This is a genomic window from Streptomyces sp. NPDC004561 (genome assembly GCF_053602155.1).
Genome location: NZ_JBSGDB010000013.1, coordinates 1 through 15572 on the forward strand (window position 1 = coordinate 1; position 15572 = coordinate 15572).

The 15572-nt window shown below is 72.4% G+C and carries 17 protein-coding genes and 1 pseudogene; 4 read left to right on the plus strand and 14 right to left on the minus strand.

All coding sequences use genetic code 11. The annotated features are described in order from the left end of the window. Nucleotides 1-66: 66 nt before the first annotated feature. From ACWEN3_RS03175 to ACWEN3_RS03190, 4 genes and pseudogenes are all read right to left on the minus strand, one after another. A pseudogene (locus tag ACWEN3_RS03175) lies at nt 67-692 on the minus strand (TetR family transcriptional regulator). Between the two features lie 9 nt (nt 693-701). After that, nucleotides 702-2918, minus strand: coding sequence for a phosphotransferase (locus ACWEN3_RS03180; protein ID WP_452964987.1), 2217 nt, complete (start codon nt 2916-2918; stop codon nt 702-704). 255 nt (nt 2919-3173) lie between these two features. Beyond that, nucleotides 3174-3839, minus strand: coding sequence for an HAD family hydrolase (locus ACWEN3_RS03185; RefSeq protein ID WP_452964990.1), 666 nt, complete (start codon nt 3837-3839; stop codon nt 3174-3176). Nucleotides 3840-3934: 95 nt separating this feature from the next. After that, the gene (locus ACWEN3_RS03190) at nt 3935-4813 is read right to left on the minus strand and encodes a winged helix-turn-helix domain-containing protein (protein WP_452964993.1); all 879 of its coding nucleotides are present in this window, start codon (nt 4811-4813) and stop codon (nt 3935-3937) included. A 150-nt stretch (nt 4814-4963) separates the two neighbouring features. Here ACWEN3_RS03190 and ACWEN3_RS03195 point away from each other — a divergent pair, with 150 nt between their 5' ends. After that, nucleotides 4964-5152 (plus strand): hypothetical protein, encoded by a 189-nt coding sequence (locus ACWEN3_RS03195; RefSeq protein WP_452964995.1) that lies wholly within the window; start codon nt 4964-4966, stop codon nt 5150-5152. Between the two features lie 12 nt (nt 5153-5164). Here the strand turns inward: ACWEN3_RS03195 and ACWEN3_RS03200 are convergent, their stop codons facing one another. The 3 genes from ACWEN3_RS03200 to ACWEN3_RS03210 form a co-directional block, all read right to left on the minus strand. Next, a complete protein-coding gene (locus ACWEN3_RS03200) occupies nt 5165-6073 on the minus strand; it encodes a winged helix-turn-helix domain-containing protein (protein ID WP_452964998.1) in 909 nt (302 codons plus the stop codon). 309 nt (nt 6074-6382) lie between these two features. Then, a complete protein-coding gene (locus ACWEN3_RS03205) occupies nt 6383-7618 on the minus strand; it encodes a GNAT family N-acetyltransferase (RefSeq protein WP_452965001.1) in 1236 nt (411 codons plus the stop codon). 81 nt (nt 7619-7699) lie between these two features. Further along, nucleotides 7700-8302 carry an RsiG family protein gene (locus ACWEN3_RS03210; RefSeq protein WP_452965003.1) on the minus strand — a complete coding sequence of 201 codons (603 nt, stop codon included), beginning with the start codon at nt 8300-8302 and terminating at the stop codon, nt 7700-7702. Nucleotides 8303-8461: 159 nt separating this feature from the next. On the opposite strand from ACWEN3_RS03210, the gene dtd reads away from it, so the two are divergent. Beyond that, nucleotides 8462-8887, plus strand: coding sequence for a D-aminoacyl-tRNA deacylase (dtd, locus tag ACWEN3_RS03215; protein ID WP_452965006.1), 426 nt, complete (start codon nt 8462-8464; stop codon nt 8885-8887). A gap of 28 nt (nt 8888-8915) precedes the next feature. Here the strand turns inward: dtd and ygfZ are convergent, their stop codons facing one another. The 6 genes from ygfZ to ACWEN3_RS03245 form a co-directional block, all read right to left on the minus strand. Then, on the minus strand, nt 8916-9881 hold the full coding sequence (gene ygfZ, locus ACWEN3_RS03220; RefSeq protein ID WP_452965008.1) for a CAF17-like 4Fe-4S cluster assembly/insertion protein YgfZ: 966 nt from the start codon (nt 9879-9881) through the stop codon (nt 8916-8918). Nucleotides 9882-9891: 10 nt separating this feature from the next. Beyond that, nucleotides 9892-10329, minus strand: a complete 438-nt coding sequence (locus tag ACWEN3_RS03225) for a Fur family transcriptional regulator (RefSeq protein WP_452965010.1) — start codon at nt 10327-10329, stop codon at nt 9892-9894. Nucleotides 10330-10345: 16 nt separating this feature from the next. Next, the gene (locus ACWEN3_RS03230; protein ID WP_452965011.1) at nt 10346-10921 is read right to left on the minus strand and encodes an FABP family protein; all 576 of its coding nucleotides are present in this window, start codon (nt 10919-10921) and stop codon (nt 10346-10348) included. 211 nt (nt 10922-11132) lie between these two features. Then, entirely contained in the window at nt 11133-12341 is a 1209-nt protein-coding gene (locus ACWEN3_RS03235) for a hypothetical protein (protein ID WP_452965014.1), read from the minus strand. Continuing rightward, nucleotides 12338-13081, minus strand: a complete 744-nt coding sequence (locus ACWEN3_RS03240; RefSeq protein WP_452965016.1) for a hypothetical protein — start codon at nt 13079-13081, stop codon at nt 12338-12340. Before ACWEN3_RS03240 ends, ACWEN3_RS03235 begins: the two co-directional genes overlap by 4 nt. Further along, nucleotides 13078-13836, minus strand: a complete 759-nt coding sequence (locus ACWEN3_RS03245) for a hypothetical protein (protein WP_452965017.1) — start codon at nt 13834-13836, stop codon at nt 13078-13080. Before ACWEN3_RS03245 ends, ACWEN3_RS03240 begins: the two co-directional genes overlap by 4 nt. Nucleotides 13837-13933: 97 nt before the next feature. Between ACWEN3_RS03245 and ACWEN3_RS03250 the strand changes: the two genes are divergently transcribed. Further along, a complete protein-coding gene (locus ACWEN3_RS03250; RefSeq protein ID WP_452965019.1) occupies nt 13934-14296 on the plus strand; it encodes a DsrE family protein in 363 nt (120 codons plus the stop codon). A 7-nt stretch (nt 14297-14303) separates the two neighbouring features. On the opposite strand, the gene ACWEN3_RS03255 is transcribed toward ACWEN3_RS03250, so the two are convergent. Then, nucleotides 14304-14603: a DUF3099 domain-containing protein gene (locus tag ACWEN3_RS03255; protein ID WP_452965020.1), complete on the minus strand. Its 300-nt coding sequence runs from the start codon at nt 14601-14603 to the stop codon at nt 14304-14306. A 225-nt stretch (nt 14604-14828) separates the two neighbouring features. On the opposite strand from ACWEN3_RS03255, the gene ACWEN3_RS03260 reads away from it, so the two are divergent. Further along, nucleotides 14829-15566, plus strand: coding sequence for an LmeA family phospholipid-binding protein (locus ACWEN3_RS03260; RefSeq protein WP_452965023.1), 738 nt, complete (start codon nt 14829-14831; stop codon nt 15564-15566). Nucleotides 15567-15572: the final 6 nt, after the last annotated feature.

Here is a 15572-nt window from a genome sequence, read left to right on the forward strand (position 1 = left end):
CGGCGGGTCCGGGGTGCGGCGCCATCGGGCACGCGGCCCTGGCCGGCCGGCCAGGGCCCTCAGATCTCAGTTCGGGTCCCGGCCGTCTGACCTCAGCTCCGGCAGCCCCCGCGCCAGCCGGCCGAACGCCCGCTCGGCCGCGCGTACGGCGTCCGGCGCCACCCGGGCGACCGGCTCGCCCGCCGCGATCCGCCGCCAGTTCTCCTCGGCGAGGACGCGCTGGACGGCGATGATCTGACCGGCGGCCAGCCGTGCGTCCAGCCCGCCGCCGAGCGCCTCGGCGAGCGCCGCCTCCGACCGCCGCAGATGGCCGTACGCCCGCGCCACCAGGGCCGGGGTGCCGTAGAGCAGGGTGTGGAAGGCGAGCACCTGGGGGTGGTCGTTCAGGCCGGTGACCGGGTCCTGCCGCTCCAGCCGGCGAGGAAGTGCCGGCGCAGCGCGTCCACCGGGTCCGCCGCCCCGGCGACGACCCGCGCGGCCTCCGTCTCGTGGTCGGCGATCCGGTGCAGGACCAGGTCCTCCTTCGCCGGGAAGTACCGGAAGAGGGTCGGCTTGGAGATCCCGGCGGCCGCGGCGACCTCCGCCACCGACACCGCGTCGAAGCCTCGCTCCAGGAACAGCCGCACGGCGGTGTCCGACACGTCCTGGTACATCCGCCGCCGCCTGCGCTCGCGCGGCCCCGTCTCACCCATGGGGCGAGCCTACGCAGCGCCGCCCGGTCCGGTCGGCCAGGCCAGGGGCGGGGCGCCGCGCCGGCGGGACGACAGGCCGAGGGACGCGATGGCCGCGGCCAGGGTCATGGCGTACGACTCCACCGCGCGGCGCACGTTGGGGGCGTCGAGGCTCGCTCCGGTGACCAGCCGGTCGAGGTCGACGTAGGCGGAGCGGACCAGCTCGGTCCACCGGTACACCCGCCAGTCCCGGCGCCAGTCCCGGGTGAACCGCTCGGGCAGCCCGGCCTCCCAGCGCCGGAACATGCGGTCACGGATCTCCGGCCGGGTGGGGGTGAGGTGCATGTGCCGGACCAGTTCGTACAGCGGGTCGCCGACCAGGGCCATCTCCCAGTCGATGAGGGTGAGGGCCGTGCCGTCGTCGCGGCGCACCAGGTTCCAGGGGTTGAGGTCGCCGTGCAGCAGGGCGGGGTCGCGGTCGGTGACGTGGTGCCGGGCGAGGATCTCGCGCAGCCGGGGCGCGTCGGGCAGGCCGAGGAAGCGGGCCAGCTGCTGGGACTCCCTGGGCAGGCCCTCGACCAGCGCGACCAGCTGGTCGCTGAGCCAGCCGTAGAAGCCGGGCCGGCCGCCCACCGGGTCGATCTCGGCGTGGTCGACCTTGGTCAGCGCGGCCAGCTGGTCGACCAGGCAGTCCGCCTCGTGCGGCCGCAGCCCGTGCACCGGGTGCTCGGGGCGGCGGCCGAGGTCGCGGGCGCCTTCGTAGGTGTGCACGGCGAAGCGGTCGCCGCGGTAGCGGTGGTCCGGGTCGGTGGCGTGGCTCCTGCCCAGCGCCAGGACCCGGGGCGCGGCCACCGGGACCCCTGACCGCTCGATCGCCGCGAGGACGGCGTGCTCGCTGAGGAAGCTGCGCTCGCGCCGGAGCAGGACGGTCACCTCGCGGCGGACGACGACGGGAACACCGGTGCCGGGGACGCGGATCACGGTGTTGAGGTGCGCGGCCCCCTTGAAGACCCGGTCCGCGGGGGCGGCGCCCTCCAGGAACAGCGCGTCGGCGACCGCCTCGTGCGGGAAGTCCGGGCGCTCGGGCACCCGCCGGTCCGGCACCCAGCCGATGCTGCGCGGGCGTCTGCCGGGCCGGCTGGCCCCGCGCCGGAAGAGGATCCGCTCGATCTCGTCCTCCCCCGGCACCCGGCCCAGCCGCAGCGGCTCGGTGGCCGCCCGGAGGGCGTCGCGCACGGTCGCCGTCGCCTGCCGCAGGCTCGCCCGGTCGAAGGAGTGTTCCAGGGTCCGGGCGGCCCGGATGACATCGGCGTAGAGGGACTGCGCGTGTTCGAACGCGAGGTAGTGGCGCAGGTCCCTGCCGAGCCCGGCCACGGCGGCGGGCCGCGCCCGGCGCACCGCGTCGGCCCAGGCGTCGACCACCTCGTGCCACTGGTGCTCGGGGTAGCGCATCCGCACCAGGTGGACCGCTAGGTCGTGCAACGGGTCGCCGAATCCGGCCAGTTCCCAGTCCACGCAGTGCAGCGGCGGCGTCCCGGCGGACGGCAGCACCAGGTTGCCGCGGTGCAGGTCGCCGTGGAGCAGGCCGTACGGCCGCCGGGTCATCGCCGGCACCCGGTCGGCGAACCGCAGCAGGGCGTCCTCGGGCACGCCGAGGGCCGTGAACAGGCCTCCGTACCGCAGCCAGTTGGGGCGGCGGATCTGGTGGTCGGCGAGGTGGGCCAGGGTGCGCAGGAAGCCCTGGGAGTCGGTGTGGTTGCGCGGCCAGTGGGCCGGCAGGGGCGGCAGCGCGCCGCCGCGCACCTGGACGACGGCGGCGAGCAGGTCCGCGAGGTCCTTCAGGAGCGGCCCGTCGACGGGCTTGCCGGGCCCGCAGACGTCGGCCAGGACCCGTCCGTCCACATGGCTGTGGACGGCGTACCCGTCCCCGGCGGCCAGGCACTCCGGCACCTGGGGCAGGACCCGGTGGACCGCGCGCAGGATCTCCGGCTCGCTCGGCCAGGTCCGGATCACCACGGGCACCACGTCCGGCCGCGGCAGCCGTACGGTCACCAGGGTGCCCGGCGGCCGGCCCAGCAGGGTGGCGAGCGGCTCGGTCAGGGGCAGCACATGGTTGCGGTGGTGGAAGCCGGCGCTCCCCTCGCCGGCCTCGGCGGCACGGGCCACGAACGCCTGGACGACGGCGTCCGTCCGAACTCTGCCGGCGTGTCCCCCGGCCGCGGCACGGGGAACAGACGGTGCGCCCACTGGCCGCTCCGGGGTCGATCGCGCGATAAGGAAGGGTCGGGCACGGGGACGGCGCTTCTCGGACACGTCGCACGACATGTCCGGGGAGACGCTGTTCCCCGATGGTGGCAGGTGCGGCCTCCAAGGCGCAGTGGAGCAGCCCGACGGGTGGTCCGCCACTCGTCTGTGCCAGGCCGGCGGCCAGGACCGGCTCGTTGCCGTTCCCTGCGCACGAGTACGCACACATCCGAGCGGTGGCTCAGACGTGTGCGAATGCTAGCCGACCCGACGCCCGCTCCGGAGCAAGCGCAGCAAGGGCTCCAGCGACCGTACGACCCGTTCGGCGCCCGCCGCGCGCAGGTGCTTCTCCTTGGTCTCGTTACGCGCGTAGCCCAGGAAGGGAACGCCGGCGTCCCGGGCCGCGGCGAGGTCGGAGGGCGCGTCGCCGATCATCAGGGCGGCCGAAGCGGCGGCGCCCATCGCGTTGAGGGCGCGGACCAGGCAGTGCGGGTCCGGCTTGAGGTGGTGCAGGTGCTCGGTGCGGCCGTAGAGGTGGGGGGCGAAGCAGCCGGTCAGGCCCCGGGTCTCCAGGTAGGTACGCACCACGCGGGGCGAGTTGTTGGTGGTGACGGCCAGCCGGGCGCCGAGGGCCGTCCAGGTGCGGATCAGCGGATCGGCGTAGGCGGTGGGCAACGCGGAGCCGGCGGCCCGCAGCTCCTCCTGGGTGAGCCGTTCCTCCAGCCCGGCGACGAGGTCGCTGCCCGGGCGCCGGCGGCCCACCGCGCGCAGCACCACCTGCGGATCCAGCGTCTCCCGTTCGGTCTCGGTGAGCAGCCCGCGCAGCCCCTGCCGCTCCAGCCACGCCACCAGGTCGGCGGCCACCCGCTCCGCCTTGTGCGTGGCGAACAGCCGGCAGATGGGCCCGTCGAAGTCCCACAGCACGACCCGGGCAGAAGTGATCAGTCCACGAAGCTTCTCGGTCTCGTTCGCAGCAGAAGTGGTACCGGAGGACGCATCAGAAGTCGCATCAGAAGTCACTAGGAGAGTGTCAGGTCCGTCGTGATGGTTTCCCAGAGGGCGTCGAACCACTTCTCCGATTGCTCCACGAACGCCGCGTCCCGCTGTCCCGCCCGCCGCTCGAAGGAGAACAGCAGGGACTCGGAGCCGACGGCGTCGAACATCTCCAGCGTCCCGCTGTCGGTGGGCTCCGCCCGGCGCGTGATCATGTAGTGGGCGAACAGCGCCTCGTTTCCGTTGAGCAGGTACAGCTTCACCGGCGGGGTGAACGGCAGCGCCCGGAAGGTCACCTGGACCTCGATGTCGTGCGTGCCGCGCAGGGCCTGGAGGTTGTACTGGAGGACCTGGCCCTGGGCGTTGCGCATCGCCAGCCAGCGCTGGTGGACGGCGTCGTCGTCGCGCCCGGCGTCCACCGAGACGGGGAAGGCGAGGTTGATGTCCCGGGAGGGCAGCAGGACGCGGGCGTCGATCCGCTCCGGGCGCAGCCGGCCCTCGTGGATCAGCCGCAGCGGCTCGCCGAGGGCGGGGATCAGGCTCTGCGCGGTCAGGCAGACCGCGTCGATGCGCACATGGGGCGCCGAGAATGCCTCGGTCAGCCGGGGCGCGAGGGCCACCATGGTCGGCTGCGGCTCGTCGGGGGCCGACTGGGGTCCGGCGATCCGCGGCGGGCTGCCCTTGCTGACGTCGGTGAGCAGACGGTCCTGCTGAAGTGCCCGCAGGGCCTGGCGCACGGCACCGCGCTCCACGCCGAACTCCTCGGCCAACTCGGCCTGGGTGGGCAGCCGCTCGCCCGGTCGCAGGACACCGGCGCGAATGCGTTCGCGCAGGGTGTCGGCGATCTCCTGCGGACTGCGTCTGCTGCTCCCGTTCACTGCCACCTGCTCCTGGGTCACGACCAAACGCTACAACTCGGATCCATCTAAAGGGAGTTGCTCGAAAGTTGTTTATGAACTGCTGCCAAGTGGGGACAACTTAGTTGGAGTTGGTTGCCAACTTTTGCAAGTTGGTGGAACTTTTGCCTCCCATCGGCACCCGAAGGGGGAATCGCCGTGCCCGCCCTCGCCCTCCTCTCCGCCGCCTTCGTCGTCGGCTTCGAACAGCTCGTCCAGTGGAAGTACGGTGTCGCCGGCATCGTCGGCCTGCTGCTGCTCAGCGTGGGCATCAAGGCCAGGAGCCCGGCGGTCAGCTCCGCCGGGGCCCTCCTGCTCGCGGTGCTCCTCGCGGGCCCCGTGCTGTGACGGAACGGGGCGCTACGACGTCAGCACCAGGTCCGAACTGATCGTCTCCCACAGGGAGTCGAACCACAGGTTGCACTGCTCCACGAACGTGGTGTCCCGCAGCCCCGCGCCCTGCGGGAACGCGAACAGCATCGAGCGCGTGCCGTCGGCGTCGTACAGCTCCAGGTGCTCGTGCCCGATCTGCCGCTCGCGGCGCTTGAGCGTGTAGTACGCGAACAGCGCCTCGCGCCCGTTGAGCAGGTACAGCTTCACCGGCGGGGTGAAAGGCAGCGCCCGGAAGGAGACCCGCACGTCGATGCCGTGCGTGGTGCGCAGCGCCAGCAGGTTCTGCCGCAGCACCATGCCCTGGGCGTTGCGCTGGGCCAGCCAGCGCCGGTGCAGCAGCCCGCCGTCGTCGGCGTCCACCGGCGCCGGGAAGGCGAGGTCGATGTCACGGCTGGGCAGCAGCACCCGCACATCGATCTTGGCCGGTTTCAGCCGCTCCGCGTGGATCTGCCGGAGCGGTTCTCCGACGGCCAGGGTGAGCGAGACCGAGGTCAGGCAGATCGCGTCGATCTCCACGTGCGGGGCGGCGAAGGCCGCCGCTATGCGCGGGGCGAGGCCCACCATGGTGGGCTGGGGCGGCGCCGCGGGACCGGCCGGCGGGCGCAGGGCCGCCGGGCCGGCCGCCACCCTGGCGGGGCTGCCCTTGGAGACGTTGGTGAGCAGCTGCTCCGACTGCAGGATGCGCAGCGCCTGGCGCACGGCCCCGCGCTCGACGCCGAACTCGTCGGCCAGCTCGGCCTGCGTGGGCATGCGCTGACCCGGCCGCAGCAGTCCGGACCTGATCCGGCTGCGCAGTTCGTCCGCGATCTCCCCGTGGGACGCGTGGGGCCGCTGTGACCTCGTCCGTCCACTGGCGGAGACGTGCTCCGGGTCCACGGAAAAACCCTACAACTTCCCGCCATCTTGCGGCAGTTCGGCGACAGCTGGTTATGAGCCGCCTTCCAACGGAGATAAGTACAGTGAGTTGGCTGCCAACTCGCACGACATGGTCGAGCTTCCCAGTGGTTGGCCGACCGGGCTCCCTTCCGGAGGGGAGCCGGGAGCCCGGACAGGGGACGGCCACCGAAGCGCACAGTCACAACTGAACACCACATCGCACAGCCACAACTGAACACCGCAGAGCACAGCCACAACTGAACAGCTCGCTACGGATGAACGGTCAGGACCACCGGGAGAAGGGAGCCGTCAGAAGATGTCCGGGCACCAAGGACGCCCGGGTGAGCGGAACAGGGCGTCGGCCTTCCGGGCGGCGCCCTCTCGTTCTTCCCGGACCCGGCCGAGCGCGGCGAGCCGGAGCAGCGACTCCCCGCCGAGCCACACCGAGGCCAGGTCGCCCACGTCCAGTGTGAGATCGGCGCTCGCGGTCACCGGCGTGCACGAGGCGCCCCCCGCCGAGACCTCCAGCCGGTACCGCCCGCCGGCGAACCCGTCCCCGTCGGCGACCTCCAGCACCAGCGCGCCCTCCCCCTCGTACGTCCGCGCCTCCAGGGCCCGTACGACGTCCAGGATCCGCACCCACAGCCAGTCCGCGTGCCCGGCGATCCGGGCCGCGCGCGGGTCGGGGAGGTACAGGGGCAGCAGGTCGTCGGGGCCGCGGCAACCGCTCTTGACCTTGGTGATCCAGTCGATCGAGCACAGGTAGTGCCACAGCGCGCGCTCGGCCGCCGCAGTGGTCGCGATGAGCTTCTGCACGGCGGCGGTCTGCTCCGGCTGCTTGCCGTTCCAGGCCTCGTCGGACTTGTACGACACCAGGCCCTCGACCTCGCCGCCGGGCGCTCGGTAGACGGCGTAGAACGGCTCGGTCCACGTCTCGTGGAAGCGGACCGCTCCGGTGTGCGCCTGCCACCACAGCTCGTCGCGGCTGACCGCGCCGGGCTGGGCGCGGCGGAACCGCTCGTACAGCTCGGGGCCGAGCTTGCGCACGTCCTCGCCGTCCACCAGGTCGATCCGACCGCCGTCCGCCGGGCCCGACCAGCGCGGGTCCAGTCCGGCCCGGGTGACCTCGACGGTCCACTCGGTCGTCCAGGTCGCGGGCCCGAAGCCGTACCGCCCGTAGATCGGGTACTCGGCGGCGATCAGCGTGGCGACGACGTCACCGCGCTCCTTCGCCGCCGCGAGGTCCTGCCCCATCATGCGGCTCAGCAGGCCCCGGCGGCGGTGGGTGGGGCTGACGCTGACGTTGGTGACGGCGTCCGCGGGGACCGGGCCGCCGCCCACCGCGGTCAGCTCCTGCGCGAAGGAGCGGAAGGTGGCCACGCACCGGCCGCCGTCGAAGGCGCCGAGCAGCCGGCCCGGGACGAACTGCGCGCGGCGGGCCTCGAGTTGCTCGGGGGGCAGGGCGGGAGGCCGCAGGAACCCGACGGACAGGGCGCGCTGCCAGTCCTCGAACTCGGCCTCGGTGACGGTACGGACCTCAATCATGGTGTCACCGTAGGCGGGCGGCCCGGCGCCTGTCGTCCCCATTACCTGCTCGTATTACCGGTCGTATCCCCCCGGCGCCGCTCACAGGAGCAGGTCGTCCACCTGCGCCTCGCCCTCGCGGTACCGGCGGGCGATCTCCCCGCTGCAGTCGTCCGTCGTGCGCTGCAGCCGCTGGCGGCGCCGGGACACCTCCTGCTCGTACCGGACCAGCCGCCCCATCGCGGTGGTCAGTTCGAGGTCGGTGCGCGCCCCCAGGTCGCTCAGCTCGACCTCGCCGAGCATCTCGGCGGCCAGCTGCCGGTACTCCTCGTTGTGCGGGGTGCCGAGCGTGACATGGCGGGCCGAGGAGCGGTGCCGGGCCGGGGCGTCCTTCAGGATCTCCGGGAGCCGGTCCACCACGGAGCCGTCCGCGGGCGCCGGCACGGCCGCCCGGCCCCGCCGGGCCAGCTCCGCGCGCAGGATGTCGATCCGGCCCTGCAGCAGCCGCCGCACATAGCTGAGGTCCGCCTCGTCGCGCTGGGCGTCGCGGCGCAGGGCGCGCAGTTCGGGCAGGCTCAGCGGGGCCAGGTCGTACTCGGGCGGCTCCGCGGGCAGCGCCGGGCCCGCCGGGCCGTCGGCGCGTTGCGCGGGCGGCCGGTGCGTACCCTGCGCGCTCAGCCGACCGCTGGTGCTCGGTGTGCTCATGTGGTTCTGACCGTCCCCTCGACCGGCGTGTGACAGCATCGTGCCACCCCAAGTGGCCGCTATGTGACCGAGTGCCCCCGAACGGCCCCAGATGGGGGGTAAGGGATCCATAAGGGACCGCCGCCGACCGCGCGCCGGGCACCCGGCATGATGGTCCGCATGCGTGCGGTGGTGCAGAGGGTGGACGGCGCGAGCGTCGTCGTGGACGGCGAGACGGTGGGCGCGATCGAGGGCGAGGGCCTGTGCGTCCTCGTCGGGGTGACCCACGAGGACACCAAGGAGAAGGCGGCGCAGCTGGCCCGGAAGCTGTGGTCGATCCGGATGCTGCACGACGAGCGGTCGTGCAGCGACGTCGACGCCCCGCTCCTGGTCATCAGCCAGTTCACGCTGTACGGGGACGCGCGCAAGGGCCGCCGGCCGACGTGGAACGCCGCCGCTCCCGGCGATGTCGCCGAGCCGCTGGTGGACGAGGTGGTGGCCCGGCTGCGGGCGCTCGGGGCGACGGTGGCCACGGGACGCTTCGGCGCGCAGATGCGGGTGTCCCTGACGAACGACGGGCCGTTCACGGTGCTGCTGGAGATCTAGCCGGCGGCACCGCGGTTCCCCAGGGGGACTACGGCTCGACCACGACCTCCTGCGCGGCGGCCGTCTCCCCGGCGAGGAGCCTCGCGTCGACCGGCACGTTCCGCTTCACCAGGGCGAGGGCCACCGGGCCCAGCTCGTGATGCCGTGCCGACGTCGTCACGAAGCCGATCTTCCGGCCGTCCGGGCCCTCGTCGGCGAGGCGGATCTCGGTGCCGGCCACCGGCAGGTGGACGTCGCTGCCGTCGAGGTGCAGGAAGACGAGCCGGCGCGGCGGCTTGCCCAGGTTCTGGACCCGGGCCACGGTCTCCTGCCCCCGGTAGCAGCCCTTCTGCAGGTGCACCGCCGTGCCGATCCAGCCCAGCTCGTGCGGGATGGTGCGGTGGTCGGTCTCGAAGCCGAGGCGGGGGCGGTGGTGCTCGACGCGCAGCGCCTCGTGGGCGAGGAGGCCGGCGGCCGGGCCGTGCGCGGCCGCGAAGGACTCCAGGTCGGCGCGCGGCAGGAACAGATCGCGGCCGTACGGCGTCTCGCGTACGACGACGCCCTCGGGGACCTCGGCGATCGAACCGGCGGGCAGATGGACGACCGCGAAGTCGCCGGTGCGGTCGGCCGTCTCCACCCGGTAGAAGAACTTCATCGACTCCAGGTACGCGAGCAGCGCGTCCTGGGTGCCGGGCTCGACGTGCGCCCAGACCGTCGTGCCGTCGTCCACCAGGTACAGGGCGTGTTCGATGTGCCCGTGCGCGGACAGGATCAGCGCCTCGGTGGCCTCGCCGACGGGCAGTTCGCTGACGTGCTGGGTGAGCAGGAGGTGCAGCCAGGCGAGGCGGTCGTCGCCGGTGACCGTGACGACACCGCGGTGCGAGAGGTCGACGAATCCGTTGCCGTCGGCGAGTGCGCGCTGCTCACGGAACAGGTCGCCGTAGTGGGCGGCGACACCTTCGTCCACGCCCTCGGCGGGGACGGCGCCGGGCAGGGACAGCAGAGGGCTCTTCATATGATCAAGCCTACGACGTGGTGGTTGGACTCTTCAGCGAACAGTCCTTGCAGCGGCCGAAGATCGCGAAGTGCTTCATGTCGGTGTCGAACCCGAACTGCTGCCGCAGCTTGGCCGTGAACTCGGCCGCCACGTCCACGTCGGCCTCGATGACGTTCTCGCAGTCGCGGCACACCAGGTGCAGATGGTGGTGGCGGTCGGCGAGGTGGTAGGTGGGCGCGCCGTGGCCGAGGTGGGCGTGGCTGACCAGGCCCAGTTCCTCCAGCAGCTCCAGCGTGCGGTAGACGGTGGAAATGTTGACCCCCGACGCCGTCTTCCTCACTTCCACGAGGATGTCGTCGGGGGTCGCGTGCTCAAGGGTGTCCACGGCTTCGAGGACAAGCTGCCGCTGCGGCGTCAGCCGGTAGCCGCGCTGCCTGAGGTCGCTCTTCCAGTCGGTGCTCACCACACCGGAAAGTCTAGGACTACTTGAAGAAGGCGATGCCGTCGTCGGGCATGTCGTCGGGCAGGGCCTTGGCCCAGCGCTCGACGTCCTCCGGGGTGACGACCTTCTTCAGGTGGGCCGACATGTAGGGGCGCAGCTCGACCTCGGGGGTCTGCTTCTCGCCGACCCACATCAGGTCGCTCTTGACGTAGCCGTAGAGCCGCTTGCCGCCGGTGTACGGCTGCGAGGCGGCCGTCCGGGCGACGGCGTCCGTCACCAGGTCGATCTGGGGCTTCTTGTCGGCCATGGAGCCGTACCAGATCTCCACCGTGCCGTCGTCGCGGGTCATCGTGACCTCGACCTTGCGGTCCGCGTCGATCCGCCAGTAGCCGGACTCCGACTCCAGCGGGCGGACCTTGTTGCCGTCGTTGTCCAGCACCCAGGTGTGGGAGTGGTACTCCAGGAAGTCCCGGCCGTCGTGGGTGAAGGCGACTTCCTGGCCGAAGTTGCACTTCTCCGAACCGGGGAAGTCGTGCACGCCCGCCCCGGCCCAGCTGCCGAGCAGGAAGGCGAGCGGGACGAGGTCCTTGTGCAGGTCGGACGGGATCTCGATCATGAGCGGAGCTTTCCTGGGTGAGGGGTCAGCGCTGGCCCTGGTACAGCTTCTTCACGGTCAGGTAGGCGAAGGCGAGCACGCCGACGCAGACCAGGACCAGCAGGGTTTCGAAGAAGATCTCCACGGGTGCTCCTTGAGCGAGGGTGGGCGTACGACAGAGCCGGGGCCCAGCTTACGCGGCCGTGCCCCGGCTCTCTTTCCGAGGTGGGCGTCAGCCGAGCAGTTGCTCCTGGAGCACGACCGTCTGCTGGAACGGCACCTCCTTCGCGCCGCCCCTGCGGGACTGCACCACGAGTCCGACGACGTCCCCGGCGACGATGTAGGCCTGCCGGACGTGCTCGGCGCCGTACGGCCGGGCCTCGACGTACGGGTAGTACAGGACGTTCGGGACCTGGGCGCGCTCGGGGAACTTCTCGTCCAACTGCGTACGCGGCGCCCCGCGCAGGTGGTTGGTGGTCACGTCGTAGCCGGAGAACTCGTCCTGCTGGACCTCCCCTGCGATCAGGCCGGTGTCGAACTGCAGCAGGTAGATCCGGGTGCGGGTGCCGTCCGGCATGGTCCAGCCGCGGGCGGCGATGTGTCTGAGGCCGCGGTCGGTGAGCACGCCGGCCAGGGTCTCCCGGTCGTCCTTGGAGGCGTACTCGGCGAGGAAGACCTTCGGCCGCACCCAGCCGTGGCCGCCCGCGAGCGCCTTGTCCGCCGTGGCGCCCCTCGGCGCCGGCAGGACCAGCCGGCGCAGGTCGGCGAAGTGGGCGGTGGCCTTGTTGGAGTCGGCGAAGGGCTCCGGGCTGCCGGCGGGCAGCGGCGGGCGGACGATCTCCGGGTAGTCCCAGCGTCCGTCCGAGACGGTGGCGAGGCCGGGTACGTCGGTGCGTTCCACCTGCGTGACGCCGTACGCCGTGGCCGCCCCGACCACCGCGAAGACGGCGACGGCCGCGGTCCAGCGCACCACCGCGCGCAGCCGCCGCGGGCCCCGCGCGGGCGGGACCAGCGACTCGGGCAGGCTCGGCGACTCGGTCAGTACGGGCTGCTCGGGCTGGACGGGCGGCTCGGGCTGGACGGGCCGCATGGCAGGCACAGGCAGCTCGGGCCGCTCGGACGGCTCGGCCGCCGCAGACGGCTCCGGCTGCGGGGGCTGCTCGATCGGCTCGGCCGGCACAGGCGGCTCCGACTGTGCCGGCCGCTCGAATGACTCGGCCGGCACAGGGGGCTCCGGCACGATCGACGCCTCGGGCCGTCCCGGCACGGTCGGCGCGTGGGGCCGTCCTGCCAGGGGCGGTGCGTCCGCGACGGGCGCCGGGGCGATCGGGGGTGCGGCCGTCGTCGCGGCCGAAGGTGCGGTCGTCGGCGCGGCCGCGGATGCCGTCACCGGCGTGGGCGTCGGCTGTTCGGGCGTGTGGCCCGTGTCCTGCTCGGTCATACGGCCTCCCCCCGGTCCTTGATGCGGTCGAGCTGCTGCCCGATGAACCGGGCGACGGCGTTGCCGTCGAGCGGGCGGTGCCCGGAGACGTCGACGCCGACCAGTACGTCGCCCTCGTAGGCGGAGCAGACCATGCGGTCGAGCTTCTCGCCGCCATCCCCGGGTGCGAGGAAGCAGGCCGCGTTCTTGTGGCCCTCGATCGCGGGCCCCTTGCGGAAGAAGCGGAGGGCGGAGAAGAGCTGGTTCTGGGTGGTCGACAGCGCGCGCACGGAGTCACGGTCCATCCGCACCAGCTCGAAGCTGAGGGTGAAGGCGTGCTTGCGGGAGACGGACCAGCTGTCGGCACGGCTGTAGCTGCGCATGGCCATGCCCTTGATCCGCTCCTTGTCGATCATCTCCTCCAGCCTGCGCCGGGTCTGCGGCGGCAGGTCGCGGATCGACTGCTTGCGCAGGGCGGTGGCCTGACGTCCCGTGAGTTCGACGTCGGAGCCGAACGCACCGATGTCCGGCCCCCGCCCGTATCCCATGGAACCCTCCGAGTACGGCACCAGCAGCCCGCGCAGCCCCGACGCGTCCTTGCCCGCCCGGCCCTCGTGGTGGTCCGCCGCGGGGAACTTCCAGACGGGCTTTCCGGGGTCCCGGTCGGCGTGCGAGACGGTCACGGCGGTGAACCCGATCCCGGCGACGACCGCGGCGGCCAGCAGACCCGCGCCGGCGATCCTGCCCCATGAGGTGTTCACAGCCGGGCCACCTGTCGCTCGGCCAGGTCCATGATCTTCTCCTCGGCGATCGGCCTGGTGTCGGTGATCCAGATCTCCATGACGATGTCGCCGCGCGAGGCCTGGGCCTCGGCGACGTACTGCGGCAGATATCCGGGCTCGGTCCTCGGCGTGTGGTGCACGTACGCCATGCCGTCACCGGTGCCCGGCACCTGCCGGCTGCTGGTGTTCGGCTTGCGACCCGACCAGTACTGCTGGTCCTCCACGCTCTGCGCGGCGGCCGTCTTCGTCTCCTGGCGGTACTGCACGAGCCGTATCTCGACGGTGTACGTGCCGCCGGTCTGCCAGCGGGTGACGGCGGCGCGGCGGAACTCGTCCGTCAGCAGGTCGGCGAAGGCCCCGGCGGGCTTGTCGAAGGTGTCCGCGTAGTCGGCGACGTCCATCCAGCCGTCCACGCCGAGTTCCTCGTTCCGGGCGCCGCGCGGCCGCTTCAGCAGCAGCTTGCGCAGATCGCCGTCCGTCTTCACCCGGCGGTCCTCGGCCGCCGACAGGGGCGCCACGTCCCCCTCGGCCTGGCGGACGACCGGCTGGGAGAGGGAGGGCAGCCGCGTGGGCGGACGGCCCGCCTGCACGACGTAACCGGCGCAGGCGCCCGCGACGACGCCGAGGGCGGCGGCGCCCGCGATCAGACCGGCGGTGCGGCCGCGCCGGGGGGCCGAGGGCGCGGGTCCGTCCGGTTCCGCCGCTTCCAGGACTTCTGTTTCCAGTACTTCCAAGATGTCTCCCTGCGACAGCGCGGACTCCGTCGCCCGCGCGCACAGGAGACTCATGGCATGTGCATGGAGTTGTAGGGGGACGGATTACGATTCGGGCATGGCGAAGAAGCTCGTGATCAAGGTGACGGCCGGGGCCGATGCCCCCGAGCGCTGCTCTCAGGCGTTCACGGTGGCGGCGGTGGCGGTGGCCAGCGGGGTGGACGTCTCGCTCTGGCTGACCGGGGAGTCGTCCTGGTTCGCGCTGCCGGGGCGGGCCGCCGAGTTCGAGCTGCCGCACGCGGCGCCGCTGCCCGGCCTGCTCGACTCGATCCTCGCGGCCGGCCGCGTGACGCTGTGCACGCAGTGCGCGGCCCGGCGGGAGATCACCGAGAAGGACGTCGTCGAGGGCGTGCGGATCGCGGGCGCGCAGGTGTTCGTCCAGGAAGCGCTGGCGGACGACACCCAGGCGCTCGTGTACTGAAGCCGGCCTACGAGCGGGGCGGGCCCTCCGAGCGTGGCGGGCCTTCCGAGCGTGGCGGCTTCTTGCCGTCCAGCTCGTCCCACCACTCGTCGGACTGGGGGTCCCCGGACGGATCGTCCCACCAACGGTCCTCCGGGCCACGCCGGTTGGCGATCATCGCGGCGACCGGCGGGATCAGCATGGCCACGATGCACATGCCGACGGCCGCGGGGATGGACCAGATGCGCACGACGCCCCACGCCAGGACGAACAGGCCGATACAGACCGCCATCATGGCGAAGTACACGTGACGCCGCCGTGCGTACATGCCTCCAGGGTAGGTCCGTCCCCCCGGTTCGGCCCCGCGACGACCGGTACGGGCCAAGGGAGAAGGGCCGCCCGAAGGCGGGTGGGACGGCACGTGTGGGCCGGGAACCCGGGACGAACCTGTCACAAGTGATCGACAATCCGTCCGCCGCCGTGCCGGGCGGGGTTACCGTGGCGTACGCCGAACCGTACGTCGAACGACACCGCCGACCCGGGGGAACACCACATGCGCGCCCTGCGAATACTGCTGATCCTCGTCGTGGTCCTGGGCGGCCTGTTCGTGATCGTGGACCGGATCGCGGTGCACTTCGCCGAGGGTGAGGCGGCGGGCAAGCTGAAGGCGACGGAGAACCTGGCGTCGACGCCGGACGTGAACATCAAGGGGTTCCCCTTCCTCACCCAGGTCGCGAGCGGGTCCCTGGACGACGTCGAGGTCGGGATCAAGAACTACGAGGCGGCCACCGGCACCGCCGGTCGAACCATCCGGATCGACGACCTGAAGGCCGACATGAAGGGCGTCGAGTTCTCCGGCGACTACAGCTCCGCCACCGCCTCCAGCGCCACCGGCACCGCGACGATCTCCTACGCCGAGCTGCTGAGGACCGCCAAGTCCGAGCCGACCCAGGTGGCCCCCGGGATCACCGCCCGGGTGGTGGGCCTGTCCGACGGCGGCAACGGCAAGATCAAGGTCGCGGTGGAGGGCGCCGTCCCGCGCCTCGGCATCAAGCAGACCGTGTCCGTGCTCAGCACGGTGACCGTCAAGAACGACAAGGTCGAGGTCCACGCCGACTCCCTGCCCAAGCTGGGCGCCGCCGCCGTGGCCGATGACCGCATCCGCCAGATCACCGACTTCCAGCAGGCCATCGACCGGCTGCCCGGCGGCATCGTGCTGGACAAGGTGGAGGCCGCGAAGGACGGCGTGGAGATCACCGTGAAGGGTTCGCACGTCAAGCTGGCGGGGTAGGGACCC

Excerpts from the sequence above, each read along its gene's own strand:
- ACWEN3_RS03250 (WP_452965019.1), top strand. The coding sequence starts at position 13,934 with ATGGCGAAGAAGCTCGTGATCAAGGTGACGGCCGGGGCCGATGCCCCC.
- ACWEN3_RS03230 (WP_452965011.1), bottom strand. The coding sequence starts at position 10,921 with ATGATCGAGATCCCGTCCGACCTGCACAAGGACCTCGTCCCGCTCGCC.
- ACWEN3_RS03260 (WP_452965023.1), top strand. The coding sequence starts at position 14,829 with ATGCGCGCCCTGCGAATACTGCTGATCCTCGTCGTGGTCCTGGGCGGC.
- ACWEN3_RS03235 (WP_452965014.1), bottom strand. The coding sequence starts at position 12,341 with ATGACCGAGCAGGACACGGGCCACACGCCCGAACAGCCGACGCCCACG.
- ACWEN3_RS03210 (WP_452965003.1), bottom strand. The coding sequence starts at position 8,302 with ATGAGCACACCGAGCACCAGCGGTCGGCTGAGCGCGCAGGGTACGCAC.
- ACWEN3_RS03255 (WP_452965020.1), bottom strand. The coding sequence starts at position 14,603 with ATGTACGCACGGCGGCGTCACGTGTACTTCGCCATGATGGCGGTCTGT.
- dtd (WP_452965006.1), top strand. The coding sequence starts at position 8,462 with ATGCGTGCGGTGGTGCAGAGGGTGGACGGCGCGAGCGTCGTCGTGGAC.
- ygfZ (WP_452965008.1), bottom strand. The coding sequence starts at position 9,881 with ATGAAGAGCCCTCTGCTGTCCCTGCCCGGCGCCGTCCCCGCCGAGGGC.
- ACWEN3_RS03205 (WP_452965001.1), bottom strand. The coding sequence starts at position 7,618 with ATGATTGAGGTCCGTACCGTCACCGAGGCCGAGTTCGAGGACTGGCAG.